Source organism: Falsirhodobacter sp. alg1, assembly GCF_000739715.2.
Taxonomy (GTDB): Bacteria; Pseudomonadota; Alphaproteobacteria; order Rhodobacterales; family Rhodobacteraceae; genus Falsirhodobacter.
On record NZ_BBJC02000002.1, the window covers coordinates 283,936 to 308,313 of the forward strand.

At 60.4% G+C, this 24,378-nt stretch carries 25 protein-coding genes; 17 read left to right on the forward strand and 8 right to left on the reverse strand.

The genetic code is table 11. The features are described from left to right. Positions 1–18 precede the first annotated feature (18 nt). The 3 genes from TR36_RS05565 to TR36_RS05575 all read left to right on the forward strand — a co-directional run bounded on the left by TR36_RS05565 (position 19) and on the right by TR36_RS05575 (position 3,845). A complete protein-coding gene (locus TR36_RS05565; protein WP_045389363.1) occupies positions 19–1,095 on the forward strand; it encodes an ABC transporter ATP-binding protein in 1,077 nt (358 codons plus the stop codon). A gap of 103 nt (positions 1,096–1,198) precedes the next feature. Continuing rightward, the gene (locus TR36_RS05570) at positions 1,199–2,182 is read left to right on the forward strand and encodes an ABC transporter substrate-binding protein (RefSeq protein ID WP_045389983.1); all 984 of its coding nucleotides are present in this window, start codon (positions 1,199–1,201) and stop codon (positions 2,180–2,182) included. 43 nt (positions 2,183–2,225) lie between these two features. Then, complete coding sequence (locus TR36_RS05575; RefSeq protein ID WP_045389359.1) at positions 2,226–3,845, forward strand: iron ABC transporter permease; 1,620 nt, start codon at positions 2,226–2,228, stop codon at positions 3,843–3,845. Between the two features lie 3 nt (positions 3,846–3,848). Here TR36_RS05575 and TR36_RS05580 read toward each other — a convergent pair whose 3' ends face one another. Next, on the reverse strand, positions 3,849–4,565 hold the full coding sequence (locus TR36_RS05580) for a M48 family metalloprotease (protein WP_045389356.1): 717 nt from the start codon (positions 4,563–4,565) through the stop codon (positions 3,849–3,851). Between the two features lie 87 nt (positions 4,566–4,652). On the opposite strand from TR36_RS05580, the gene TR36_RS05585 reads away from it, so the two are divergent. From TR36_RS05585 to TR36_RS05600, 4 genes are read left to right on the forward strand one after another with little or no spacing between them, the layout of a single operon-like run. After that, entirely contained in the window at positions 4,653–4,889 is a 237-nt protein-coding gene (locus tag TR36_RS05585) for a hypothetical protein (RefSeq protein WP_045389353.1), read from the forward strand. A 34-nt stretch (positions 4,890–4,923) separates the two neighbouring features. Next, positions 4,924–5,541 (forward strand): hypothetical protein, encoded by a 618-nt coding sequence (locus TR36_RS05590; protein ID WP_045389350.1) that lies wholly within the window; start codon positions 4,924–4,926, stop codon positions 5,539–5,541. A gap of 51 nt (positions 5,542–5,592) precedes the next feature. Next, a complete protein-coding gene (locus TR36_RS05595) occupies positions 5,593–6,159 on the forward strand; it encodes a nitroreductase (protein ID WP_062762626.1) in 567 nt (188 codons plus the stop codon). Then, positions 6,159–6,842 carry an EI24 domain-containing protein gene (locus TR36_RS05600; RefSeq protein WP_153010516.1) on the forward strand — a complete coding sequence of 228 codons (684 nt, stop codon included), beginning with the start codon at positions 6,159–6,161 and terminating at the stop codon, positions 6,840–6,842. Before TR36_RS05595 ends, TR36_RS05600 begins: the two co-directional genes overlap by 1 nt. Here TR36_RS05600 and TR36_RS05605 read toward each other — a convergent pair. Then, a complete protein-coding gene (locus TR36_RS05605; RefSeq protein ID WP_045389341.1) occupies positions 6,839–7,540 on the reverse strand; it encodes a GNAT family N-acetyltransferase in 702 nt (233 codons plus the stop codon). The two genes, TR36_RS05600 and TR36_RS05605, sit on opposite strands and share 4 nt — an antisense overlap. A 17-nt stretch (positions 7,541–7,557) precedes the next feature. After that, entirely contained in the window at positions 7,558–9,336 is a 1,779-nt protein-coding gene (gene aspS / locus TR36_RS05610) for an aspartate--tRNA ligase (protein ID WP_045389339.1), read from the reverse strand. Positions 9,337–9,522: 186 nt separating this feature from the next. Here aspS and carB point away from each other — a divergent pair, with 186 nt between their 5' ends. Next, positions 9,523–12,852 (forward strand): carbamoyl-phosphate synthase large subunit, encoded by a 3,330-nt coding sequence (gene carB / locus TR36_RS05615; RefSeq protein ID WP_045389337.1) that lies wholly within the window; start codon positions 9,523–9,525, stop codon positions 12,850–12,852. Here the strand turns inward: carB and TR36_RS05620 are convergent. Beyond that, complete coding sequence (locus TR36_RS05620) at positions 12,843–13,748, reverse strand: hypothetical protein (protein WP_153010503.1); 906 nt, start codon at positions 13,746–13,748, stop codon at positions 12,843–12,845. The two genes, carB and TR36_RS05620, sit on opposite strands and share 10 nt — an antisense overlap. A 79-nt stretch (positions 13,749–13,827) precedes the next feature. After that, positions 13,828–15,669 (reverse strand): glycoside hydrolase family 15 protein, encoded by a 1,842-nt coding sequence (locus tag TR36_RS05625; protein WP_045389981.1) that lies wholly within the window; start codon positions 15,667–15,669, stop codon positions 13,828–13,830. Positions 15,670–15,798: 129 nt separating this feature from the next. Between TR36_RS05625 and TR36_RS05630 the strand changes: the two genes are divergently transcribed. The 3 genes from TR36_RS05630 to TR36_RS05640 are packed head-to-tail and all read left to right on the forward strand — an operon-like array spanning position 15,799 to position 17,677. Then, complete coding sequence (locus tag TR36_RS05630) at positions 15,799–16,167, forward strand: hypothetical protein (protein WP_045389331.1); 369 nt, start codon at positions 15,799–15,801, stop codon at positions 16,165–16,167. 41 nt (positions 16,168–16,208) lie between these two features. Then, a complete protein-coding gene (locus TR36_RS05635) occupies positions 16,209–17,078 on the forward strand; it encodes a copper chaperone PCu(A)C (RefSeq protein WP_045389328.1) in 870 nt (289 codons plus the stop codon). A 14-nt stretch (positions 17,079–17,092) separates the two neighbouring features. Then, positions 17,093–17,677, forward strand: coding sequence for an SCO family protein (locus TR36_RS05640; protein WP_045389326.1), 585 nt, complete (start codon positions 17,093–17,095; stop codon positions 17,675–17,677). A gap of 62 nt (positions 17,678–17,739) precedes the next feature. On the opposite strand, the gene lepA is transcribed toward TR36_RS05640, so the two are convergent. After that, entirely contained in the window at positions 17,740–19,539 is a 1,800-nt protein-coding gene (lepA, locus tag TR36_RS05645; protein WP_045389978.1) for a translation elongation factor 4, read from the reverse strand. 196 nt (positions 19,540–19,735) lie between these two features. Here lepA and TR36_RS05650 point away from each other — a divergent pair, with 196 nt between their 5' ends. Next, entirely contained in the window at positions 19,736–20,050 is a 315-nt protein-coding gene (locus tag TR36_RS05650) for a hypothetical protein (RefSeq protein WP_045389322.1), read from the forward strand. 102 nt (positions 20,051–20,152) lie between these two features. Here TR36_RS05650 and rpmB read toward each other — a convergent pair whose 3' ends face one another. Further along, the gene (gene rpmB, locus TR36_RS05655) at positions 20,153–20,443 is read right to left on the reverse strand and encodes a 50S ribosomal protein L28 (RefSeq protein WP_045389320.1); all 291 of its coding nucleotides are present in this window, start codon (positions 20,441–20,443) and stop codon (positions 20,153–20,155) included. Between the two features lie 163 nt (positions 20,444–20,606). On the opposite strand from rpmB, the gene TR36_RS05660 reads away from it, so the two are divergent. From TR36_RS05660 to TR36_RS05675, 4 genes are read left to right on the forward strand one after another with little or no spacing between them, the layout of a single operon-like run. Continuing rightward, a complete protein-coding gene (locus tag TR36_RS05660) occupies positions 20,607–21,329 on the forward strand; it encodes a DUF3108 domain-containing protein (protein WP_045389318.1) in 723 nt (240 codons plus the stop codon). Positions 21,330–21,383: 54 nt separating this feature from the next. Further along, complete coding sequence (gene hisD / locus TR36_RS05665) at positions 21,384–22,694, forward strand: histidinol dehydrogenase (protein WP_045389316.1); 1,311 nt, start codon at positions 21,384–21,386, stop codon at positions 22,692–22,694. Next, positions 22,691–23,143 (forward strand): UPF0262 family protein, encoded by a 453-nt coding sequence (locus tag TR36_RS05670; RefSeq protein ID WP_062762628.1) that lies wholly within the window; start codon positions 22,691–22,693, stop codon positions 23,141–23,143. The genes hisD and TR36_RS05670 overlap by 4 nt, the downstream gene beginning before the upstream one ends. Next, positions 23,140–23,589 carry a low molecular weight phosphatase family protein gene (locus tag TR36_RS05675; RefSeq protein ID WP_045389312.1) on the forward strand — a complete coding sequence of 150 codons (450 nt, stop codon included), beginning with the start codon at positions 23,140–23,142 and terminating at the stop codon, positions 23,587–23,589. Before TR36_RS05670 ends, TR36_RS05675 begins: the two co-directional genes overlap by 4 nt. Here the strand turns inward: TR36_RS05675 and TR36_RS05680 are convergent. Next, the gene (locus TR36_RS05680; protein ID WP_045389310.1) at positions 23,586–23,996 is read right to left on the reverse strand and encodes a GFA family protein; all 411 of its coding nucleotides are present in this window, start codon (positions 23,994–23,996) and stop codon (positions 23,586–23,588) included. The genes TR36_RS05675 and TR36_RS05680 overlap by 4 nt on opposite strands. Before the next feature lie 139 nt (positions 23,997–24,135). Here TR36_RS05680 and infA point away from each other — a divergent pair, with 139 nt between their 5' ends. Then, positions 24,136–24,354, forward strand: coding sequence for a translation initiation factor IF-1 (infA, locus tag TR36_RS05685; protein WP_045389309.1), 219 nt, complete (start codon positions 24,136–24,138; stop codon positions 24,352–24,354). Positions 24,355–24,378 lie beyond the last annotated feature (24 nt).

Genomic DNA, 24,378 nt, shown 5'->3' on the forward strand with positions numbered 1-24,378 from the left:
CCGGTTATGGACACGCTTATGGCTGAAATAACCTGTACGAATCTTTCGTTGCATTTCGGGCCCACTGCTGCGGTGGATGACATTTCGCTGTCAGTTCCCTCGGGGGCATTCTTTGCGCTTCTTGGGCCTTCGGGAAGCGGGAAAACCTCTCTTCTCCGGCTGCTGGCCGGACTGGAGCGCCCGACACACGGCAAGATCACCCTTGGCGAAAGGACGGTTGCCGCCAGCGGAACCTTTGTGGAGCCCGGTGCCAGAAATCTGGGAATGGTATTCCAATCCTATGCCCTGTGGCCGCATATGACCGTGGCCGCAAATGTGGCCTTCGGGTTGGAGATGCAGCAGATTGATAAGGCAGCCCGGACGGTTCGCGTGGCCGAGGCATTGAAAACCGTGGGCTTGGGCCATCTTGGTCATCGCAAGCCTCACGAGCTTTCCGGCGGGCAACGGCAGCGCGTGGCCCTTGCGCGGGCACTGGCAGTACGCCCCGCGCTTATCCTTCTGGATGAACCGCTTGCGAACCTTGATGCCCACCTGCGCCAGACCATGCTGGCCGAGTTTCGTCGCATCCATCGTGAAACCGGGGCTACATTCGTCTTCGTAACCCATGACCAGAACGAGGCAATGGCCGTTGCGACCCATGTAGGGGTCATGAACGACGGCAGGTTGGAACAGATTGCGGCCCCTGATACCCTGTTCGACCGCCCCGCGACGCCAATGGTTGCCCGCTTTATCGGACATGGGCGGACGCTGCCCGTCATCTGTAGGGCGGATGGCATGGTCGATCTGCCGCATGGCACGCTGCGGTTACAGGGCCATGCCGGTCCCGGCCCCGCATGGCTCTGCTTGCGACCACGCGATGTTGCCGTTGCGGAAAACGGCCCCATCCGGGGGCGCGTGGTTGACCGGCGGCTGGAGAACGGACTGTCCATGCTGTCCATCCTGCCCGAAGGTTTGGGCGATGTGGCGCTGGACGTCCCGCATCCCCAGGCCCTGCCCGTCGGAGCGATGGTCCATCTGCATGTACGATCAGGTTGGCTGCTGCCCCGTGAAGGGGCTGCCGTCTGGGACGATCACAGGATCGCTGCCTTGGCCTGATGCCTTGCCAGTATCCGGGTGCGGCAGGTTGCATCGATTGTCACCGGAATGTCGCAGCACTGTCGTACCACAACCCGAACGACCATCTGACAGGAATATGGATATGCTGCGCCCTATCACTCTCGGCCTTCTGGGTATGACCGCCACCGCAGGCTTTGCCCATGCGGATGCCACGGGAACGATTACCGTCTATACCTCGCAGCCCTCGGACCAGATGGCTGCCGTGGTCGAAGCGTTCAACGCCGACCACCCCGAGGTGACTGTCGAGATTTTCCGCTCGGGCACAACCGAACTGATGTCCAAGATGCAGGCCGAATTCGCAGCGGGCCAATCGCCTGCCGATGTGGTGCTGATTGCAGACGCGGTTGCCATGACGCAGCTGAAGAATGACGATCGCCTGTATGCCTTTGAGGATGCCGAAACCGATGGCATTCCCGCAGCATTGATCGACCCTGATCATACGTTCTTCGGGACCAAGCTGCTGACCACGGGAATCATTTACAATACCGACAAGGTCGCCACACCGCCCACCAGCTGGCACGATCTGGAAACACCCGAAATTGCGGCCGAGACAATCATGCCCTCCCCGCTCTATTCGGGGGCCGCGGCAATCCATGTGGCCACGATGGTCCAGCAAGAGGGCTTCGGCTGGCCGTATTACGAGACGCTGGCCGATGAGGGCGCTGTTGCCGGTCAGGGGAACGGAACCGTTCTGGAGGCGGTTGCACGTGGCGAGAAAGCCTATGGGATCATCGTCGATTACATGGCGCTGAACGCGAAAAAGGACGGCTCGCCGGTTGATTTCGTCTTTCCCGAAGAAGGCGTTTCCACCATCACCCAGCCCATCGCTATCCTGCAGGCCAGCGATAATATCGAAGCGGCGGAGCTGTTCGTGAACTGGCAGCTGGGACAGGCCGCACAGGAGCAGTCGGTGGCGCAGGGCTATTTCCCTGTACGTGCCGATATGTCCGCCCCCGAAGGATACCCGGAGCCGTCTACGCTGACCATTCTTCCGGCAGATCCGGCCGTGATGCTGGAAGAGGATCAGGCATTGAAGATGGAGTTCGCAGATCTCTTCGGCGGCTGACATTCGGCGCGTTCCGCGGTCGGGCGGAAAGATCGGTCAGCACATGCTGGCCGGTCTTTTGCTGGTTTATGTCGGTGTGCAGGCGCTCTGGCCGCTTGCGCGGTTGTTTGCAACGGGCTTTTCCGCGGATGATGATGGCCAGATTCTGGGGGTCATGCGCGATGTCCTGTCCAGCAGATCCACCCTGCGGGCATTGGAAAATACCATAGCGGCCTCGTCAGCCTCGGTCCTGATTTCGGTCCTGATGGGCGTGGTCCTCGCCGTTCTGATAGGATGTCTGGATCTGCGCAATCGCGCGGCGATGACGTTCATGGTTCTGTCCCCCCTGCTCATCCCCTCGCAGATCATGGCGCTGGCATGGATCCAGATGGCCGGCTATCTGCCGTTGGGCGGGGGAAATCCGATCTATTCGGGCAGCGGCATCGCCCTGCTGATGGGGATAGAGCATATGCCGCTGGTGTATATCGCTGCCCGTGCGGCGATCATGGCAATTCCTGCCGATCTGATCGAGGCCGCCCGCCTAAGCGGGGCAACACGCCCGAGGATCCTGCGACGGATCGTTTTCCCGCTGATCCTGCCCGCCATAGCGGCAGGCGGTGCCTTGTCCTTTGCGGCCGCCATCGGCAACTTCGGCGTTCCGGCATTGCTGGGAATTCCGGGCCGGTTTCCGATGCTGACGACCCTTATCTATCAACGGCTGAACGGGTTCGGACCATCGGTCATCGGGCAGGTCGCCGTGTTGGCCCTGTTGCTGGTGGCCCTTTCCGCAGTGGCCTTCGGCCTCCGGCAGCTGGCGATGCGCCGCGCGGTGCCGGTTCCGTCGGGCCAACCCTTTCCCCGCATGGCCATTGGTCAGGCCCGCCCGTGGATCGAGATTGCGATCTGGGCGGTTCTTTTCGTGACGATGATCCTGCCCTGTATGGCGCTATTGGCAACGGCCCTGTCCCCGGCGCTCGGGGTGGCATTGCGGCCGTCGAACGCCACGCTGGCCCCCATTCTGGAGACATTGGCAAATCCGGCAATCCAGCGGGCCATCATGAATTCGCTGGCCCTTGCCTCGGTAACTGCAATCCTGTCGGCCATCGTGGCAATTCTGTTTGCCTGGCTGACGGTAGTCGCCCGGAATCCCGTGGCGCGGCGGCTTGATCCCTTTGCCGACATCGCATTCATCGTGCCGGGTACGGTGCTGGCGCTGGCGATGATCCTTGTGTTCCTGCCGCCGCTACCGCTCCTGAACCAGTCCCTTTATGGTACGGCGGGCATTCTGCTGGTCGCCTATCTGGCCCGCTTTCTGCCGCTCGTGCTGCGCCCTGTAACGGCCGCCGCGACTGCCGATGATCCGTCACTGGATGAAGCGGCGCAGGTTTTCGGTGCCGGACTATGGGCGCGCATAGGCCGCATATTCACCCCACGCATGATGCCGGCTGCCATTGCAGGGGCCGTGCTGGTGGTGATGACGGCAATCAACGAACTGACGCTGTCGTCGCTGCTGTGGTCCAGCGGCAATGAGACCCTGGGCGTCATGATTTTCTCGATGCAGTATGAGGGGAATTCGACGGGCGCGGCCGCTCTGTCCGTCATCGCTTTGGGCCTGATGTTGGTTCTGGCACTGCTGGCTGACAGGATATGCCGCCGGACGCCGCACATCCTGCCATGGCGATAGCGCTCAATATCCCAATTGTGCCGCCCGTGCGCGAACCGCGGCGATACGGTCGGCATTGGCCGGATGGCTGCCAAGGAACTGATCACCCGGATCGGGCAGGCGCGAGAAAAAGCCGATCCCCTTGACGGGATCATATCCGGCCTTGATCGCGATTTCCGTCCCGAGGCTGTCAGCCTGCAACTCGTAGTTTTTCGAATAGACCCGACCCCCGATCCCTGCCCCGAACTGGCTGAGCGTACTTTCATCCAGTCCGCCAAGCTGCGCGGCAAGGCTGCCGGCAATCGCCCCCAACGTCGCGGTTTGCGCCTGCTGGTCAAGGTGGCCAAGGATGTGGTGCGCTGCCTCGTGCCCCATGACAAAGGCCAGCTCATCCGTGTTGCGTGCATCATTGATCAGCGCCGAGGTAAAGGTGATCTGCGGGCGACCCTGCGAATCCCTTGACTGGTAGGCATTTGCCACATCGCCCTGTGTCGTATCGATTGAGATCAAAAAGTCACAGTTGGCACCGCGTGTACGTTCCCGGCAAATCTGCTCCGCCACGGGTTCCACCCGCGCCTCGGCAGTGTAGAAGGCGCTGCGCGCAGCAGCCGGGCTCAGCTTCGGGCCCGGCTCTGCCACGACAGGTGCCGTTGTTGTGGCAGAGGGATATTGCGATGACTGGGGGAGCGGTTCGCATGCGGCCAACGCAAACAGGCCTGCCGCCATCATCACCTTCTGCATTCGCCCGCTCCCCCGCATCCTGCAAACAATTTGTATCGTCTAGATATTTCTGTGGCGTCGCTTGTCCAGCCGCAATAGCGTCGGATCATGTTTACAATCGAACACGAATTTGACGCGACAGTGATCACCCTGATCGACGAGGGGACCGCCCATCTTGAAGAGGATGTGGTGATCCAGGCGTTCGAGGATCAGGTGACGCTGGAACAGGGAAATCCCGAAACCGGAGAGGTCGCGCGCATCGTGCTTTCGATCGCCCAGATCCACGATCTGACTGCCGCGCTGAACCTGCCCGAAGGAAGTTATCGACGGACTGCGAAGTCCTGATTGAAGGGCGTTTGGGCCGGCTGTATGAGGTCTTATGAAATGGATTCTCGTCGCCCTTGCCCTGCTGGTTCCATCGGTCGTCATGGCCGATACGCAAAGCTGCACGACCTCGGTCGGGGGGCAGCGCATGGCCCTGTTCTATGAGGCGGATGATGATCAGGTTTCGGCCAACCGCAGCCGCCGGGAGGCGCTGCTGGGCGGCTGGGGCGACGTCGATTGCCCGGGTTATGTCACGCTGCGCTATCTGACGCCGGATCTGGATGATGAACAGCGCCAGCCCTTCTGCCTGCAGTGGGAAAAGGATACGGACACCTATTCCGGCTATTCCGAGGGTCCGCGCGATGCCTATCTGCGATGTCGCGCCCCGAAAAAGACGTTCTGTGAACGTGTGAACACCTCGACCCAGACGGCCCTTGCCGTGGCCGGTCTGGCGGAGGCACCGCCCGAGACCGAGGCCGCTGTCAGTGGTGTTCATGCCGTGACCAAACCCGGTGGGGCGGTCGTTCTGTCGGGGGCAAGCACGGCCGTGCAACAAACCATCGCCTCGGCCAGCACCAGCGCAGGCGCGGCACTGGCCACGCCGATCGGGCTTGCTGCAGCAGCGGTGTCGGTTGTGGCCGTCGGTGGGGCGGTCTATCTGTGCAGCGAGTGACCTGACCGCGCAGGTGCGACACCGCCTCCTGCGCACACCAAGGAGAGATGGATGCCCAGCCCGAACCCCGCCGCAACCGAATTCCTGAACAACCGTCGTTCACGACCTGCAAAGACATTGGGCGCCCCCTTTCCCGACCGCAACGTGCTGGAAAAGGTGCTGGAAACCGCCGCCCGTACGCCCGACCATGGAATGCTGGTGCCGTGGCGCTTTGTTGTGCTTGATCCTGCCAGCATGCCGCGGTTGGCCGGTCTGGCTGAAAGCCATGCACATGATGCTGGTGCCGATCCGAAAAAGGCGCGCAAACAGTTCGATTTGGGCAATCTGGTCGTGATGGTCGTCGCCAGCCCGAAACCATCCGAAAAGGTGCCGGAGCTTGAGCAGATCCTATCGGCCGGAAGCTTGTGCCTGTCACTGGTCAATGCCGCAGAGGCCGCAGGCTGGGGGGCAAACTGGCTGAGCGGTTGGCCGTCGCACAATCGCGGGTTCATGACTGACCTCGGCCTGAAGGATCACGAATTCATTGCAGGGTTGATCCATCTCGGCACCGAACGCATGGCCCCTGCCGAACGCCCGCGTCCCGACATGGCCGAAATCACCGACTGGGTTTCTGAATGATCTTCGGCGCTTTCTATCGTGCCCTGTCCCAGGTCTTTGACCGGAGGTTCCGCTCGGTTCTACTGCGCGGAATAGGCCTGACGGTGCTGCTGCTGGTGGCACTGACGGGTATTTTCCTGTGGGGGCTGGAAACGATCGTACCCGATACAGTGACCCTGCCATGGATCGGGCCTGTCGGGGGGCTGGACTGGCTGGCGGGCGCCGGTGGCATTGCCGTGATGCTGGTGGCCTCGGTCTTTCTCATGGTGCCCGTGGCCTCGGCCTTTACCGGCTTGTTCCTTGAAGAAATTGCCGAAGCGGTGGAGCATCGCCATTACCCCAGTTTGCCGGATGCCGCACCACTGCCGTGGCGCGAACAGCTTGCGGAATCAGCCAGTGCCTTTGCCTTGCTGATCGGGGCAAACATTCTGGCGCTGGCGGTATATGCCTTTGCCGGCCCGTTGGCCCCCGTCCTATTCGTGGCGCTGAACGGATACCTGCTGGGCAGAGAGTTCTTCACACTGGTGGCGATGCGTCGTGTCGGACGTGCGGCAGCAAAACGACTACACCGCAAGCATGTGGCGGTGATCTGGGTTGCCGGCGCCCTGATGGCCGCACCGCTTTCGGTGCCGCTGGTCAACCTTGTGATACCGGTTCTGGGCGTGGCTACCTTTACCCATATCTATCACCGGCTCGTCCGCTAAACGGTCGGGTCCGAAGCCACACGCACGGGCGCCGTCAGATCGCCAAGACGTTGTATCTGGCGGCCATCCTGATCGAAATTGGCCGGGGCAAACCATGTCAGGAAGGCTTGCTTCAATGCCGGCCACTCCTTGTCGATGGTGGCGAACCACGCAGTATCACGGTTCCGGCCCTTGTAGACACGGGCTTGCCGGAACACACCTTCATAGCTGAATCCCAGCCGTTGTGCCGCGCGCCGCGAGGGCACATTCAGCGAATCGCATTTCCATTCGTAGCGTCGATACCCGACAGTGAATGCCCATTCCATCATCAGGAACATCGCCTCGGTCGTGACCGGGGTCCGCTGGATGGATGGGGCGAAGATGATGTTGCCCACCTCGATCGATCCGACATCGGGCTCGATCCGCAGAAAGGATACCAGCCCGGCGGGACGATCCGTGCTGTGGTCAATGACGGTGTAATAGAACGGATCGGTGCTGTTACAAGCCTTGTCGATCCAGCCCCGAAACGCTTCTTCCTCCATCGGCCCCGTGGGCAGGTAGGTCCAGAGGTCCGGCCCGCCTTCGGCAAAGGCTGCAAACAAAGGGCCGGCATGATGGGGTTCCAGCTTTACCAGGGTCGCAAAGCGCCCCGGCATCTCTTCTCCCCATGGAATGGTGGGCGCGGTCCAGTCAGGTACATCAAACCCTACTTGCTGCATGATCCGCGCCCTTTGCCTTATGCGTCTTTGGGTATCACACGCAGGCGCAAATCACGCAGCTGCTCGTTTGTCGCTTCGGATGGTGCATTCATCAGCATATCCTCGGCGCGCTGGTTCATCGGGAACATGATGACCTCACGGATGTTCGGCTCGTCGGCCAGCAGCATCACGATCCGGTCGATCCCTGCCGCACACCCCCCGTGGGGCGGCGCGCCATAACGGAAGGCCTTGACCATGCCGCCAAAACGCTTCTCCACCTCGGAGTTGGGATAGCCTGCAATCTCGAACGCCTTGAACATGATCTCCGGCTTGTGGTTACGGATACCACCCGAGATCAGTTCGTAGCCGTTGCACGCCAGATCGTACTGATATGCATAGACTTTCAAGGGATCGCCCATCAGCGCATCCATTCCGCCCTGCGGCATGGAGAACGGGTTGTGGCTGAAGTCCAGCTTGCCCTCGTCATCCTTTTCGAACATCGGGAAATCGACGATCCACGCAAAGCGGAATGTATCTTTTTCCGTCAGACCCAGCTCTTCGCCGATCACGTTACGGGCGCGGCCAGCGACACCTTGGAATGCCTCGGGTTTGCCGCCAAGGAAAAAGGCGGCGTCGCCCTCACCCAGACCCAGCTGCTGACGGATAGCCTCAGTCCGCTTGGGGCCGATGTTTTTCGCCAGCGGGCCCGCAGGCTCCATCGAGCCATCCTCAGCCTTGCGCCAGAAGATATAGCCCATTCCCGGAAGCCCCTGTTCCTGGGCAAATTTGTTCATCCGGTCACAGAATTTGCGGCTGCCGCCCGTGGGGGCCGGAATCGCACGGATTTCCGTACCTTCCTGCTGCAACAGGTTGGCAAAGATGGCAAAGCCCGATCCGGCAAAATGCTCAGATACGGCCTGCATCTTGATCGGGTTCCTCAGGTCCGGCTTATCCGAGCCGTACCATGCGAGGGCGTCCTCATAGGCAATCAGAGGCCAATCCTTGGCCACCGTCTTGTCTGGGGCAAACTCTTCGAACAGCCCCTGGATCACAGGCTGGACGGTTGCGAACACGTCCTCCTGTTCCACGAACGACATCTCGATATCCAGCTGGTAGAAATCGGTGGGCGAACGGTCGGCGCGCGGATCTTCATCCCGGAAACAGGGGGCGATCTGGAAATACTTGTCGAATCCCGACACCATGATCAGCTGCTTGAACTGCTGCGGGGCCTGCGGCAGGGCATAGAATTTGCCCGGATGCAGACGGCTCGGCACCAGAAAGTCACGCGCACCCTCGGGAGAGGAGGCCGTAATGATCGGAGTCTGGAATTCGTTGAAACCCTGGTCCCACATCCGGTTGCGGATAGAGCGGACGACATTGGACCGCATCATCATGTTGCGGTGCAGCTTCTCGCGGCGCAGGTCCAGGAAACGATAGGTCAGGCGCGTTTCCTCGGGGTAATCCACCTCACCGAAAACGGGCATCGGCAGTTCGGCCGCTTCCCCCAGTACCGTCAGCTCACGCGCATATACTTCGATTGCACCGGTCGGCAGCTTGGGGTTCACAAGGCTTGCGTCACGCGCCAGAACATTGCCGTCGATACGGATCACCCATTCCGCACGCACCTTTTCCAGCGCGGCAAAGGCGGCGCTGTCGCTGTCACAGATCACCTGCGTGATGCCGTAATGGTCGCGAAGGTCGATGAACAGGACGCCGCCATGGTCGCGAACGCGGTGGACCCATCCAGACAGGCGTACGTCCTGCCCCACGTTCGAGGTGTTCAGGTCCGCACAGGTGTGGCTACGATAGGCGTGCATCACGCTCCCCTTTTCCGAGGCTTCATTTGATTGCCATGGATCAATACCGCCTTGAGGCCGGTGTCAAGCCAAAGAGGGTTGCGCGAGGGGCCCTGCTCACTATACACCCGCGACAATTTGCGTAAACCAGCCCCCCGAATCCAGCCGTTGCCGTTTGGCCTCGGGGGCAGCCACATGGGGCCGGACATGCCGAAAAGAACCGATATCAAATCCATCATGATCATCGGCGCGGGCCCAATTGTCATCGGGCAAGCCTGCGAATTCGATTATTCCGGCGCACAAGCCTGCAAGGCGCTGCGCGAGGAAGGCTACCGTGTCATCCTGGTGAACTCCAACCCCGCCACCATCATGACCGATCCGCAGCTGGCGGATGCCACCTACATCGAGCCGATTACCCCGGATGTCGTTGCCAAGATCATCGAGGCCGAACGCCCCGATGCCCTGCTGCCGACCATGGGCGGGCAGACCGGCCTGAACACCGCCTTGGCCCTGGCCGATATGGGCGTGCTGGAAAAGTTCAACGTGCAGCTGATCGGCGCGAACCGCAACGCGATCGAGATGGCCGAGGACCGCAAGCTGTTCCGTGAGGCGATGGACCGCTTGGGCATCGAGAACCCCAAGGCCACGATCATCGCCGCCCCGAAGCTGGCAAACGGCAAATACGATATCAACGCAGGCGTGGCCGAGGCGATAGCCGCAATCGAGTATGTCGGCCTTCCTGCAATCATCCGTCCCGCCTTTACGCTTGGCGGTACGGGCGGTGGCGTTGCCTATAACCGCGACGATTACGAGCGTATCGTACGCTCGGGGCTTGATGCGTCGCCTATGGCACAGGTCCTGATCGATGAGTCGCTTCTCGGATGGAAAGAATTCGAGATGGAGGTTGTCCGCGACCGCAAGGACAACGCCATCATCGTCTGCGCGATCGAGAACGTGGATCCGATGGGCGTCCACACGGGCGACAGTATCACCGTCGCCCCTGCCCTGACGCTGACGGATCGTGAATATCAGGAAATGCGGAACGGCTCCATCGCCGTGCTGCGCGAGATTGGCGTCGAGACCGGTGGATCGAACGTCCAATGGGCAATCAACCCTGCCGATGGCCGCATGGTCGTGATCGAGATGAACCCGCGGGTGTCGCGCTCTTCGGCGCTGGCGTCCAAGGCCACAGGCTTCCCCATCGCGAAAATTGCGGCCAAACTGGCGGTTGGCTACACGCTGGACGAGCTGGACAACGACATCACCAAGGTGACCCCCGCCTCCTTCGAGCCGAGCATTGATTACGTTGTCACCAAGATCCCGCGCTTTGCCTTTGAGAAATTCCCGGGGTCGAAGCCCGAACTGACCACCGCCATGAAATCGGTGGGTGAGGTCATGGCCATCGGCCGGACCTTCCACGAATCGATGCAGAAGGCGCTGGCGTCACTGGAAACCGGGCTCTCCGGCTTTGACGAAATTGCAATCGAAGGTGCGCCGGAAACATCCGCCATCATCAAGGCCATCAGCGCCCAGACCCCGGACCGTATCCGCCTGATCGCGCAAGCCATGCGCCACGGCCTGACGGATGATGCAATCCAGGCGGCGACCAGCTTCGACCCCTGGTTCCTTGCCCGTATCCGCGAAATCATCGACGAAGAGGCCAAGATCATCGAGAATGGTCTTCCGACCAGCGCCGATGGCCTGCGCCGCCTGAAGATGTACGGCTTTACCGATGCCCGTCTGGCCATGCTGACCAAGCAATCCGAAACGCACATCCGCACCACACGCCGCAATCTGGGTGTGACCGCGGTGTTCAAGCGCATCGATACCTGCGCCGCCGAGTTCGAGGCGCAGACCCCCTACATGTATTCGACCTATGAAACGCCCGTCATGGGCGATGTAGAGGATGAAGCCCGCCCGACCGATGCCAAGAAGGTCGTCATCCTTGGTGGTGGTCCGAACCGTATCGGCCAGGGAATCGAGTTTGATTATTGCTGCTGCCACGCCTGTTTCGCGCTGACCGAAGCCGGTTACGAAACGATCATGATCAACTGCAACCCCGAAACGGTTTCTACGGATTATGACACCTCGGATCGTCTGTACTTCGAACCGCTGACGCTGGAACACGTGCTCGAAATCCTGCGGGTAGAGCAGGAAAACGGCACCCTGCACGGGGTTATCGTGCAGTTCGGCGGGCAGACCCCGCTGAAACTGGCAAACGCATTGGAGGCGGAGGGCATTCCGATCCTTGGCACCACCCCGGATGCCATCGATCTGGCCGAGGATCGGGAGCGGTTCCAGAAACTGCTGAACGATCTGGATCTGAAGCAGCCGGTCAATGGAATTGCATCCTCGGACGAACAGGCTCTGGCCATTGCCGAACGCGTCGGTTTCCCGCTGGTGATCCGCCCCTCTTATGTTCTGGGCGGCCGGGCGATGGAAATCGTGCGCGATATGGATCAGCTGAAGCGCTACATCACCAGCGCGGTGGATGTGTCGGGCAAGAACCCTGTCCTGCTGGACAGCTACCTTTCCGGCGCCATCGAGGTGGACGTGGACTGCCTGTCGGACGGGACCAATGTGCATGTCGCAGGCATCATGGAGCATATCGAAGAGGCGGGCGTTCACTCCGGTGACAGCGCTTGCTGCCTGCCGCCCCACTCGCTGAGCGTCGAGGTGATCAAGGAACTGAAGCGCCAGTCGGTGGCCATGGCCCGTGCCTTGCACGTCGTTGGCCTGATGAACGTCCAGTACGCCATCAAGGATGGTGTGATCTATGTGCTGGAGGTGAATCCGCGCGCCAGCCGTACCGTGCCTTTCGTCGCCAAGGCCACGGATAGCGCAATCGCATCCATCGCGTCGCGGCTGATGGCCGGCGAACCGCTGTCGAACTTCCCGCTACGCGCGGCCTATCCTGCCGGTGTCGGTCCGGATACCGCACTGCCCCTGGCAGATTCGATGACGCTGGCCGATCCGATCACGCCATGGTTCTCGGTCAAGGAATCGGTGCTTCCCTTCGCCCGTTTCCCGGGCGTGGACACACTGCTCGGGCCGGAAATGCGCTCCACCGGAGAGGTCATGGGCTGGGATCGGACCTTCGCGCTGGCCTTCCTGAAGGCACAGATGGGTGCAGGCGTCCACCTGCCCGAGTCCGGGCGCGTCTTCCTGTCGGTTCGGGATGCGGACAAGACCGAGGCACTGGCCCAAGCCGCACGCGATCTGCTGACCCTCGGCTTCGAGATTGTCGCCACACGTGGTACAGCCGCATGGCTGACCGAGCAGGGTGTTCATTCGACGCTGGTGAACAAGGTTTATGAAGGCCGCCCGAATATCACGGATCGCCTGAAGAACGGGGATATCGCGTTGGTGATGAACACGACCGAAGGCACCCAGGCGGTGGCTGACAGCCGTGAAATCCGCTCGGTTGCGCTATATGAAAAGATCCCGTATTTCACGACCGCTGCCGGCTCCATCGCCGCCGTGGCCGCAATGTTGGCACGGGGCGAAGGAATTGGCGTCCGGACGCTTCAGGGCTGATAGGCCAGATCGGTTGCAAAGGTCTCCCGGATCTTTGCAAGCATCTCCGGGGAAAAGGCGGGCTTTGGAATCGCCTTTTCCTCATCCGTTTCCGGGCGGGCAGCCATGACGGCACGCCGGGATGATTTCAGGGGTGCGCCCGCCTTTACCTCATTGTGCAGGCGGCGTGCCATCTCGGCCTGATACCCGCCAAATGCGGCATTCACCTTACGCTCGGGCAGAACCAGCGTTCCGCGCGGCAGATCGGCCCAATCCTCCACATCGGCGACAAAACCTGCAGGATCGGCGATCAGGTTCTCGAACAGCATCGTCCGCACATGATCGACCCCGAATTGCGCGATCCATGGTGCGATAAGGCTATCGAAGCGCAGCTTTTCCGGGCCGGTTTCAAACAGCATCTCGGCAAACCGATCAAGCGAGATATCATAGCGCAACCACCGAAGCCCATCCATGTAGTGGCTGGAATAAAGGGTTTCCTGCTTGCGCAGGACAAACATGACCTCGGTATCATATCCTTCGGTCGCGGCACGCAGAACCTCGGCCGTCTGCCCCGAAAAGCGATAGAACCATGCCCGCCCGCTGGTACTGATATGGAACGACGCAGGATGGCCCAGAAAATTCTCGTCCGAGATGATCAGTGATTTCGTTCCCGCCTCGGCAGCACGACCGATCAGTTCACGGGTTTTCCGGATCAGCGGTTCGGCCTTGCGGGTTTTGAAATTGTTATTCAGGGCCACGAAGCCCCATCGCAGATCCCGAAACACCCCGCGTTCGGATTCAGAGCTTCGTGCATCGACCACGCCCTGTTCCGACAGTCGGGACTTGGCGGTGGCCAGCATCGACTGCAGCATTGTCGATGCTGTCTTGTGAAAGCCGAGGTGGAGATAGATTTTCATATGGCGATATCCAGGTTTTTTATGACCTTGGACGCTATCGTCCCCGACGGGCAAGAATTTTCGACATTGCTGCGGCAGATTATCCTTTCGTTTCCTGCGGTTTCATCCGTACGGCCTGATTGATGATCGCCATATGGGTAAAGGCCTGGGGGAAATTGCCCCTGTGCTCTCCACTGGAAACATCGATCTCTTCGGCGAACAGCCCGACGTCATTCCCCCGATCCAGCAGGCGCCGGAACAGGGATGCCGCGGGTTCATCCTCACCAGCAAGGGTCATCACACCGACCCTCCAAAAGGCACAGGCAGTAAATGTTCCCTCATCGCCCTCCAGACCGTCATCCATGCGGTACCGCCATGTCAGATCCCCTGCGCTGATCTCGCGTTCAATCGCCCGCAGGGTGGAAACAGTGCGCGGATTTCTGGCGTCCAATGCCTCGAACAAAACCGTCCGCAGCAAAGAGGCGTCCAGTTCATCGCTTTCGTAGGACTGCGTGTAGCTCTGAAGCTTCTCGGACCACGTCCGCTCTTCATATTCCGCGCGCAGCTTTATGGCCGCATCGCGCCATTCATCAATCTTGGCGGGGTCAAAACCATCCATATTCTCGGCAATTCGGACGGCATGGGTCAAAGCGACCCAGATCATCGCCTTGGCATATTGGAAATTCTCTTTGCGATCTCGGAATTCCCAGATCCCGTGATCTTTCTTGTCCCGGTTTGACAGCGCACGGTCGGCAAGGGTGGTAACCAGCTCGGGAAGCCTATTGCTGATCCTTGCATTGGGGCGGTAATCGACCGCCTTCAGGTAGCAGTTCAATGCCACCAGAAATTCACCGAACATATCGAATTGCGTCTGGTCTGAGGCCGCATTGCCAATCCTGACAGGCCCGACACCCCGCCAACCCGGCAGGTTTTCCAGTTCTGTTTCTGGCGGAATTTCCCCGTCGATCCCGTATAACAGTTTCAGATCTCGGCCATTCGTTCCATCGGCGTTCCGTAGAAACCGCAGATACTCCTCGGCCTCACGGTGAAGGCCCAGATTACAGAATGCAGTGATTGTGAAACCGGCATCCCGCACCCAGCTGTACCGGTAATCGAAATTGCGATTGCCCGGAATTGCCTCTGGCAGGCTGGTCGTAGCTGCAGCCACAATCCCCCCTGTCGGGGAATAGGTCAGCAGCTTCATGACCAAGGCCCCCCGCTCCACTTCGGCACGGTACGGCCCCTCATAGCTGATCTGCTTTGTCCAGCCTTCCCAGTAGGATTTGCATTTCTCAATGTCCGCGTCAGCGTCCTGAAGCGAGGTGATTGCCGCAACTTCGGGTACGCCTTCACACCCGATGGAAATGAAGGCTCGCTCTCCGGCCTTCAGGGCAAAATTCAATCTCACGATCTCACCCTCTATGCTCAGCGGACCAGATGCCCGGATACGCAGGTCCAGATCGGGCACATGGGCCATGACGCCGTCATCGGCTGCCTCTAACCGCACTTTGGCACGCCCATAATCGGGGGTGATATGAAGCCCTGCCTCACCATTGGCAGTGCCCTTGTTGCAAGTGATCAGGCGCAAGATGCGGCTTTGTACCGCCCCGTCCGGGCCCTCATCGCTATGGACCGGTGGCGGATGAACGGGCATCAGATCCGTGACGACCAGTTCCCCTTCGGGGCCGGACAGCCGGGTCTCCAGAATATTGGTGGCGGGAATGTACCGGCGTGAAGTTGCCTTCATCCTTTCTGCCTGCACCCACGCATGGCCACCGTTTTCAGCATCCAGCAGTTTGGTGAACAGTGCAGGGCTGTCGTGACGCGGCAGGCAAAGCCAGTCTATCGACGCCTCGTTGCAGATCAGGGCTGTAGAATGAGTGTCACCGATCAGGGCGTAATCTTCGATCAGCTTTGATTTGGTCTCTCTGTCTTCAGCCACAATCTTCTCCTTGTTTTGCAACCAAACACCCCCTGCGGAAATAAAGTTTCGTGCAGCTCTTCACATAACTGTAAGGTTGCTGCGCGTTGTCGCAGGGTGTTTATCCTGCTTGCAGGATCACGCGGACTGATGCACGAACAGCGCATGCGTGGTTTTCGCCCCCTGACTCTTGCCATTCTGATGGCCTTCACCCTTGCCATGGGGGTGATGGGGTCCGCGCATGCCACGCCAAGTGTTTCTGATCCGGCGCTTGAGGCTTATCTGCTGTCCGGCGGTTCCATGGATGATCTGTGCCCTGCCGGCCACCATGACGGAATGGCAATGCACGATTGCCCCGTCTGCCATCTGGCGGGCACTGTACTGCCCACGAGCACACCGCAGATTTCCTTTCACCCGGAACTTCTGGTCCTGACACTACGTGCGGCGGTTCCGCCAAATGTGGTGCGCAAGACGACCGATCCAGCCCATTTTGCCCGGGGTCCTCCGGAACAGGTCTGATCCACCTGCTTCTTACCCTCATTCAAAATGGACGATCACTCATGATCCGTATTATTGCCCTTGGCACCGCTATCTTGGCGGGCGCACCGGCCTTTGCCCATGTTTCCTTCGATCAATCCGAGGCCCCTGCCGGCGCCAGTACCGTTCTGAAACTGCGCGTGCCGCATGGCTGCGACGGCGCGGCCACCACCGGCCTGCATGTCGAGGTTCCGGAAGGTGTCAGCATGGTAAAACCTATGCCGAAACCCGGCTGGACTGTTGAAACCGAAATGGATGGCGATCGCGTATCTGCCATCACATGGTCCGGCGGCTCCCTTCCCGATGCCTATTATGACGAATTCGGTCTTCGCGCATCTGTGGAGGATCTTCCGGCCAGAACCCAACTTGCCTTTCAGACCACGCAGATGTGCGGTGATGCGACCGAGGAATGGACCGGCGATCATGCGCCACAGGTCAGCGTGACATCCAATGCACCACAGCATCACCACGGGCATGCCGATGCATCGGCCACATCGCCGATTACGGTGGAAGGCGCTTTTGCACGGGCCACACTGCCTGGGGCACCTGTTGGCGGCGGCTACCTGACGGTCAAGAATACCGGCAGTACAGATGACCGTCTGGTCAGCGCCAGTTCGGACATTGCGGAAAGCACATCGATCCACGAAATGATCATGTCCGGTGATACGATGCGGATGAGCCCGCTGCCGGACGGGATCGTTGTGCCCGCCGGAGGGGGGATTTCCTTGGCCCCGGCGACCAACCACCTTATGTTCGATGGCCTGAAGGGGCCACTGACCGAAGGCGATACCATAACCGTGACCCTGCAGTTCGAAAATGCAGGTGAGGTAGAGGTCTCCATGCCTGTCATGGCGATCAATGCCGACGGCGCCATGCACCATCACAACCACTGAAAAGGAGGTCTGCCATGAAGATGCTCAACCTATTCTTGCCGGTCGTCGGAGCGGTCGCGGCCATTCTCGTGGCAGCCGCCCTTTGGTTCGTTCTGGCCCCACGCATCTCAGAACGGGCCGACACGGGGCTCGGCCGTGGCGATTACGTGCTGCAATCCACCGATGGCACGACATTCACCCAAAGCTCGCTTGAGGGGAAACCGACGGCCGTTTTCTTCGGGTTCACCCATTGCCCCGACGTATGCCCCACGACCTTGGGCGATATGATGGGCTGGCAGGAGCGGCTGGGTGCGGATGCCGAAAAACTGCGTATCCTGTTCGTGACGGTGGACCCCGAGCGTGACAGCCTTGATATGCTGCGCGATTATGTAACCTGGTTGCCGAATGCACAGGCCCTGACCGGCACGCAGTCCGATGTGACCAAAGCCGAAAACGCGTTCCGGGTCTTTACCCGCAAAGTGGAGCTGGGCGACGGGGATTACACGATGGAGCATACCTCCAAGGTGATGCTGTTCAACACCGATGGCACTTTCAGCGAGGCGATTTCCTATCAGGAAGATCCTGACAGCGCGGTCGCCAAGATCCGCAAGGTTCTGTAGAAACCGGCAGGGAATACAGCCATCTGCATAATGAAAAACGGGGCCATCACGGCCCCGTTTTTTTAATTGTCCATTTTCAGCGCGCTGATGAAGGCTTCCTGTGGAATCTCCACCTTGCCGAACTGGCGCATCTTTTTCTTACCGGCCTTCTGCTTGTCCAGCAGCTTCCGCTTACGGCTGGCATCGCCGCCATAACATTTTGCGGTCACATCCTTGCGCATGGCCGAAAGGGTTTCACGCGCAATGACACGCCCGCCGATCGCGGCCTGGATCGGAATCTTGAACATGTGCCGCGGGATCAGGTCCTTCAGCTTTTCAACCATCGCACGGCCACGGCTCTCGGCCCGATCACGGTGGACCATGATCGACAGCGCATCCACAGGCTCGTCGTTCACGAGGATCGACATCTTCACAAGGAAGTCTTCCCGGTATTCGCTGATCTGGTAATCGAAGCTGGCGTAGCCCTTGGTCACCGATTTCAAGCGGTCATAGAAATCGAAGACGACCTCGGCCAGCGGCAGATCATAGACAACCATCGCCCGCGAACCGGCATAGGACAGATCCAGCTGGATGCCCCGACGGTCCTGGCACAGTTTCAGAATGTCACCGAGGTATTCGTCAGGCACCATGATGGTCGCCTTGATCCGCGGCTCTTCGATATGGTCCACATAGGTCAGGTCCGGCATATCGGCAGGATTGTGCAGTTCACGCACCTCTCCGTCCTTCATGAACAGCTTGAAGACCACCGATGGCGCGGTGGTGATCAGGTCCATATCGTATTCGCGCTCCAGACGATCGCGGATCACTTCGAGGTGCAGCAGGCCGAGGAAACCGCAACGGAACCCGAAGCCAAGCGCAGCCGAGGTTTCCATTTCGAAGCTGAAGGAAGCGTCGTTCAGTGCCAGCTTTTCGATCGCATCCCGCAAATCCTCGAAGTCGTTCGCATCGACCGGGAACAGTCCGCAGAAAACAACCGGCTGCGCGGGTTTGAAGCCCGGCAGGGGTTTATCCGTGCCCTTGCGTTCATGGGTGATGGTATCACCGACGCGCGTATCGCGCACCTGCTTGATCGAGGCCGTCAGAACGCCGATCTCACCCGGTCCCAGTTCGGGAATATCGATCATCGCCGGCTTCAGGACTGCCAGCTTGTCGATTCCGTAGATAGCGCCTGTCTGCATCATTTTGACGCGGTCGCCCTTGCGGACCACACCGTCCATCACGCGGATCATGACGACAACGCCCAGATAGGGATCGTACCACGAATCAACCAGCATTGCCTTGAGCGGTGCATCGCGGTCGCCGGTCGGGGCCGGCAGTCGGGTCACGATCGCCTCCAGCACATCGGGAATACCCAAGCCGGATTTGGCTGAAATCGGAATGGCATCCTGCGCATCGATGCCGATCACATCCTCGATCTGCGCCTTCACGCGATCGGGTTCGGCAGCGGGCAGATCGATCTTGTTCAGGACCGGCACGATCTCGTGTCCGGCATCAATGGCCTGATACACGTTGGCCAGCGTCTGCGCCTCAACCCCTTGGCTGGCATCAACAACCAGCAAGGAGCCCTCCACCGCGCGCATGGAACGGCTGACCTCATAGGCGAAGTCAACGTGCCCGGGGGTGTCGATCAGGTTCAGCACATAGGTGTGCCCGTCCTTGGCCGGATAATCGATGCGGACCGTGTTGGCCTTGATCGTGATTCCACGTTCACGCTCGATATCCATGCTATCAAGCATCTGGGCCTTCATGTCGCGTTCGGCGACAGTCCCCGTCAGCTGGATCAGCCGGTCGGCGAGCGTGGATTTACCGTGGTCGATATGCGCCACGATGGAGAAGTTGCGAATGCGATCAAGCTGGGTCATGCGCGCATATGACCACGAACGCATGGGGGGTCAATGCCCTTTGATCGTCAGCCGTCAACGTCACATCCGCGCGAGGCCGCCTGAAGGATCAGGATCCCGCTCTTTGCGCGCGTTGAAAATTTTATGCGATTGTGCATACTCGATCCACGGCAACCACAATGGCGGCATAAGACCGCCCGGATATCGAGGCAGACAGATGAAACCCACGACGCGTGCTGCGGCGCTCTTTGCGCTGACCCTTACCCTATTTCCCGCCACCAGTTTTGCAGGTCCGGTAGAACAGGCCTGCATGCGATCGGATCGCGGCTCTCCCAATGCGCGCACCTGCGCCTGCATCCAGGGGGCGGCAGATGCCACGCTCAGCAATGCGGACCAGCGCCGCGCGGCACGGCTTTTCGCCAACCCGGATGACGCACAGGCAATCCGCGTTTCCAAAGGGGCGGCAGATAACGCGTTCTGGGCACGCTACAAATCATTCGGCGCAACAGCCGTGGCCTATTGCGGCGGCTGATACAGATGGGCGGGTCATCCCGCCCCACCTTTTTCCACCCGGCCCCACAAATGCAAAAAGCCCCGCCGAATGGCGAGGCTTTTGCAACGGATCAGCGCAAAATCAGACAGCCGCTACTTGAGCTTTGGCGATGTCTTTTTTCACTTTCAGTGCTTTTTCCGACAATTCCGCATCCTTGGATTTCGCCAGGAACGCATCCAGACCACCGCGGTGATCAACAGTGCGCAGGGCCGCAGCCGAAACGCGGAACTTGAACGACTGACCCAATACGTCGGAGATCAGTGTGACATCGTTCAGGTTCGGCAGGAAACGACGACGTGCCTTGTTGTTGGCGTGGGATACCGTGTTGCCCGTCATAGGGCCTTTACCGCTCAGTTCGCAGACGCGCGACATGATGTTCTTCCTTCAAACATGATGGCACCGCCCAAATAGGCAGAGCGCCAATAAACCGTTGCGCGGTCCTTAGGCGCTTTACACGGCCCCGTCAAGCGCTTTGCAAGGGTCGTCCCGGATCAGGGCCACTATATATAGGGTCTGAACGTAAAAGGATTATGATATGCGCAAGATCCTCACCCTTTGCTTTGCGGCCGCGATCACGCTGGGTCCGCTTCCGGCCGTTCCGCAGACCGCGGGGCCGGCGCTCTATTCCCTCACGATACGGGGGGTCACGGCGGGATCACTGCGCGTCAGTGGCCAGATAGAAAGCGGTCGCTATGCCATCAGCGGCATGCTGCAAAGTGGTGGGCTGGTCGGTATATTGCGCAGCATCCGCTATGATGCCGCCACCCAGGGGCGGTTCGCCGCTGACAGGTTCACCCCCGAAAGCTATTCCGAGCGCTCCGACAACAATGGCCGCCAGCGTTCGGCCACGATGACCTACCGCGCAGGCGTCCCGCAGGTCAAAGCCTACACTCCACCCCGCGCAGCCAATGAAAACGACGTGGACCCCGCCACGCAGGGTGGTTCCGTCGATCCGCTGACAGCGCTTTATGCAACGCTGCGCGATGTGCCGGCGGGTGAGGAATGCAGCCGCTCCCTCCGCATCTTCGATGGGCGGCGCAGCACGGAACTGGCGCTGTCACGCCCCGTCAGGCGGGGCGATACCGTCACCTGCAACGGCGAATACCGCCGGGTGGACGGATATTCCCCGCAAGAGATGGCAGAGAAAACCACCTTTCCCTTTACCCTGCAGTATGAGGCCATTCCCGGCAACATGATGCGCGTCACGCAGGTCACGACCGACACCATCTATGGTGCCGCGCGCCTGACACGACGCTGAACGCTTGAGCGGGTGCAAAGCAGTTGCTATGCCATCGCCAAGAAGGAGATCGCGATGCCACAGACCCTTTCCACCCAAGACGCCGGATTTGAGGCCGCGTTCACCGCCCTGCTGGGGATGAAGCGTGAGGACAGCCCCGATGTGGATGCTGTCGTGGCGGATATCATCGCCGATGTCCGCAATCGTGGCGATGCCGCCGTGATCGAGCTGACCAGCCGCTTCGACCATCTGGACCTGACGCCGGAAACCATGGCGTTCACCCCCGAAGAGATCGAGGCCGAATGTGCCCGCGTCACCCTCGAGGACCGCGCCGCATTGGAACTGGCCGCGGAACGTATCCGGGCCTATCACGCGCGTCAGATGCCCGAGGATGCCCAATGGACCGATGCCTCGGGCGCGACCCTCGGTTGGCGTTGGACCCCCGTTTCGGCGGCGGGGCTATATGTGCCGGGCGGGTTGGCCTCCTACCCCTCCTCGGTGCTGATGAATGCGATCCCGGCCAAGGTGGCGGGTGTGGAGCGTCTGGTCGTGGCCTGCCCTACCCCCAATGGCGTAGTGAACCCGCTGGTCCTGTTGGCGGCGCGGATCTCGGGCGTGGACAGGGTGTACCGCATCGGTGGCGCGCAGGCCGTGGCGGCACTGGCCTATGGCACCGACACCATCCAGCCGGTCGACAAGATCACCGGCCCCGGTAATGCCTTTGTCGCCGCGGCCAAGCGGCGGGTATTCGGCAAGGTCGGCATCGACATGATTGCCGGCCCTTCGGAAATTCTGGTCATTGCCGATGGGGACAACGATCCGGACTGGATCGCGCTGGACCTGCTGAGCCAGGCCGAGCATGACGAAAGCGCCCAATCCATATTGATCACCACCGACCCCGCGTTCGGCGAGGCAGTTGCCCGCGCCGTCGAGGCGCGCCTGCTGACGCTGGAACGCAAGGCGATTGCCGCCGCAAGCTGGCAGGATTTTGGCGCCATCATCGTGGTGCGTGATCTTGAAGAGGCCGCCACCCTTTCGAACCGTATCGCCCCCGAGCATCTGGAGCTGTGCGTGGCCGACCCTGACGCGCTTGCGGCACGGATCACCCACGCCGGGGCTATCTTCATGGGGTCTTGGACGCCCGAAGCGATCGGGGATTACGTCGGCGGACCGAACCATGTGCTGCCCACAGCCCGCTCTGCCCGGTTTTCCTCGGGCCTGTCGGTGATGGATTTCATCAAGCGCACCACAATTGCCCGGATGACGCCCGAGGCGCTACGGGCGATCGGACCGTCAGCCGAACGTCTGGCAATTTCCGAAAGCCTTGAGGCCCATGGCCTGTCTGTCCGCGCGCGACTGGACCGCCTGAACGGACCCGGATCATGAACAATCTGGTTCGTGTAGAGGTTGAATGCGAAAGCGGCCTTGCCGATGAACGCCGCGCCGCCATCCGCGACCTGTGCGAGGAAAACAGCTTTGCGCTAGTCAACCCGGCTGCCCCTTCCGGACCGTACCAGCTGGCGCTGGCCATACGTGAAGGGCGGATCGTATTTGCCCTGCGGGTGGCCGAAAGCCCCGCTGCCGAATTCCACCTGTCGGTCGGGCCGTTCCGACAGGTGATCAAGGATTACTTCCAGATCTGCGCCGCCCATGCCGAAGGGGTCAAGAGCCTGCCCCCCGCCCGGATCGAGGCAATCGACATGGCGCGGCGCGGCATCCACAACGAAGGTGCGCGCATCCTGCAGGAACGGCTGACAAACAAGGCGCTGGTCGATCTGGATACGGCACGGCGCCTGTTCACGTTGATCTGCGCCATGCAGAAGGGATCGTCATGACCGGCCTTCCCCATTCGGTTCTGTTCTGCTGCGACCACAACGCCGTCCGCTCTCCGATGGCCGAAGGGCTGATGAAGCAGATGTACGGTACGCGCAGCTACGTCCAATCCGCGGGCGTCAAAAGCGATCTGGAAGTGGACGGCTTTTCCATCGCTGTGTGCCGCGAGATCGGGATAGAGCTGGAACGCCACCGCGCCCGTTCGTTCGAGGATATGCGCGAGATGGGAGAGGAACTGTCAGGGTTCGATCTGGTCGTGGCCCTTTCGCCCGCCAGCCACAAGCTGGCAAAGGATCTGACGCGCCATTACGATCTGGAGATCGATTACTGGCCAATTCTCGACCCCACCGCGCAGGGCGAATCACGCGAGGCACGGCTCGAATCATACCGTCAGGCCCGCGACCAGATCCGTGACCGGATGCTGGTACGCTTTGGACCACCCGCCTAACGTCGCTGGAAAACAACCGTTCCGATGACGCCGTTGCTTTGCCCGTCCGCCGGATGCTGCACACCGTCCATGACCGGTACTTCGGCCAGATCGAATGGGCTCATACCCTTCAGGCAGGCCAGATTCACACCGTATTGCGTCGGATCCGACCGGCGTTGGTGGTGGGTGTAGATACCGCAGCGCGAACAGAAATAATGCCGCGCCTGCCCGGTATTGAATTGATATAACGTCAACAATTCCTCACCCGACTGGAAATGGATACCATCGAGAGACGCCGATACCGCAACCGCCCCGCGCATCCGGCACAGCGAACAGTTGCAACGACGCGCCGTTCCAAGACCGTCGGTAAGGGCAACGGTGAACGTAACGCCCCCGCAATGGCATGAAGCATGGTGTATTTCCGTCATCCGAACGCCTTTCTTTGCAACACTCGGTGTTTACATGTTGGACAATGCTGCTTTTGCACTTGAAAAAAGTACCGCACAGGCGCATTTACCGCCCACGCCGCGCCGATTTGTGCGTGGCATGACCCTACTCGGAGACAACATGGCCAAGGAAGACATTCTCGAATTCCCCGGTGTCGTAAAGGAACTCCTGCCCAACGCGACATTCAAGGTCGAACTCGATAATGGCCATGAATTGATCGCAACTATGGCGGGCAAGATGCGGAAAAACCGCATCCGTGTTCTGGCTGGTGACAAGGTTCAGGTGGAAATGACCCCCTATGACCTGTCCAAGGGACGCATCAACTACCGCTTCAAATAACGGTGGGCCGCAAGGCCCCCGCAA

Bases quoted from the DNA above. Each gene is read 5' to 3' on its own strand.
- lepA (WP_045389978.1), bottom strand. From the start codon at position 19,539: ATGACCCAGCTTGATCGCATTCGCAACTTCTCCATCGTGGCGCATATC.
- TR36_RS05640 (WP_045389326.1), top strand. From the start codon at position 17,093: ATGAAGATGCTCAACCTATTCTTGCCGGTCGTCGGAGCGGTCGCGGCC.
- TR36_RS05620 (WP_153010503.1), bottom strand. From the start codon at position 13,748: ATGAAAATCTATCTCCACCTCGGCTTTCACAAGACAGCATCGACAATG.
- hisD (WP_045389316.1), top strand. From the start codon at position 21,384: ATGCCACAGACCCTTTCCACCCAAGACGCCGGATTTGAGGCCGCGTTC.
- infA (WP_045389309.1), top strand. From the start codon at position 24,136: ATGGCCAAGGAAGACATTCTCGAATTCCCCGGTGTCGTAAAGGAACTC.
- TR36_RS05680 (WP_045389310.1), bottom strand. From the start codon at position 23,996: ATGACGGAAATACACCATGCTTCATGCCATTGCGGGGGCGTTACGTTC.
- TR36_RS05650 (WP_045389322.1), top strand. From the start codon at position 19,736: ATGAAACCCACGACGCGTGCTGCGGCGCTCTTTGCGCTGACCCTTACC.
- TR36_RS05585 (WP_045389353.1), top strand. From the start codon at position 4,653: ATGTTTACAATCGAACACGAATTTGACGCGACAGTGATCACCCTGATC.
- TR36_RS05590 (WP_045389350.1), top strand. From the start codon at position 4,924: ATGAAATGGATTCTCGTCGCCCTTGCCCTGCTGGTTCCATCGGTCGTC.
- TR36_RS05635 (WP_045389328.1), top strand. From the start codon at position 16,209: ATGATCCGTATTATTGCCCTTGGCACCGCTATCTTGGCGGGCGCACCG.
- aspS (WP_045389339.1), bottom strand. From the start codon at position 9,336: ATGCACGCCTATCGTAGCCACACCTGTGCGGACCTGAACACCTCGAAC.
- TR36_RS05670 (WP_062762628.1), top strand. From the start codon at position 22,691: ATGAACAATCTGGTTCGTGTAGAGGTTGAATGCGAAAGCGGCCTTGCC.
- TR36_RS05595 (WP_062762626.1), top strand. From the start codon at position 5,593: ATGCCCAGCCCGAACCCCGCCGCAACCGAATTCCTGAACAACCGTCGT.
- carB (WP_045389337.1), top strand. From the start codon at position 9,523: ATGCCGAAAAGAACCGATATCAAATCCATCATGATCATCGGCGCGGGC.
- rpmB (WP_045389320.1), bottom strand. From the start codon at position 20,443: ATGTCGCGCGTCTGCGAACTGAGCGGTAAAGGCCCTATGACGGGCAAC.
- TR36_RS05630 (WP_045389331.1), top strand. From the start codon at position 15,799: ATGCACGAACAGCGCATGCGTGGTTTTCGCCCCCTGACTCTTGCCATT.
- TR36_RS05575 (WP_045389359.1), top strand. From the start codon at position 2,226: ATGCTGGCCGGTCTTTTGCTGGTTTATGTCGGTGTGCAGGCGCTCTGG.
- TR36_RS05605 (WP_045389341.1), bottom strand. From the start codon at position 7,540: ATGCAGCAAGTAGGGTTTGATGTACCTGACTGGACCGCGCCCACCATT.
- TR36_RS05570 (WP_045389983.1), top strand. From the start codon at position 1,199: ATGCTGCGCCCTATCACTCTCGGCCTTCTGGGTATGACCGCCACCGCA.
- TR36_RS05565 (WP_045389363.1), top strand. From the start codon at position 19: ATGGCTGAAATAACCTGTACGAATCTTTCGTTGCATTTCGGGCCCACT.
- TR36_RS05580 (WP_045389356.1), bottom strand. From the start codon at position 4,565: ATGCAGAAGGTGATGATGGCGGCAGGCCTGTTTGCGTTGGCCGCATGC.
- TR36_RS05675 (WP_045389312.1), top strand. From the start codon at position 23,140: ATGACCGGCCTTCCCCATTCGGTTCTGTTCTGCTGCGACCACAACGCC.
- TR36_RS05660 (WP_045389318.1), top strand. From the start codon at position 20,607: ATGCGCAAGATCCTCACCCTTTGCTTTGCGGCCGCGATCACGCTGGGT.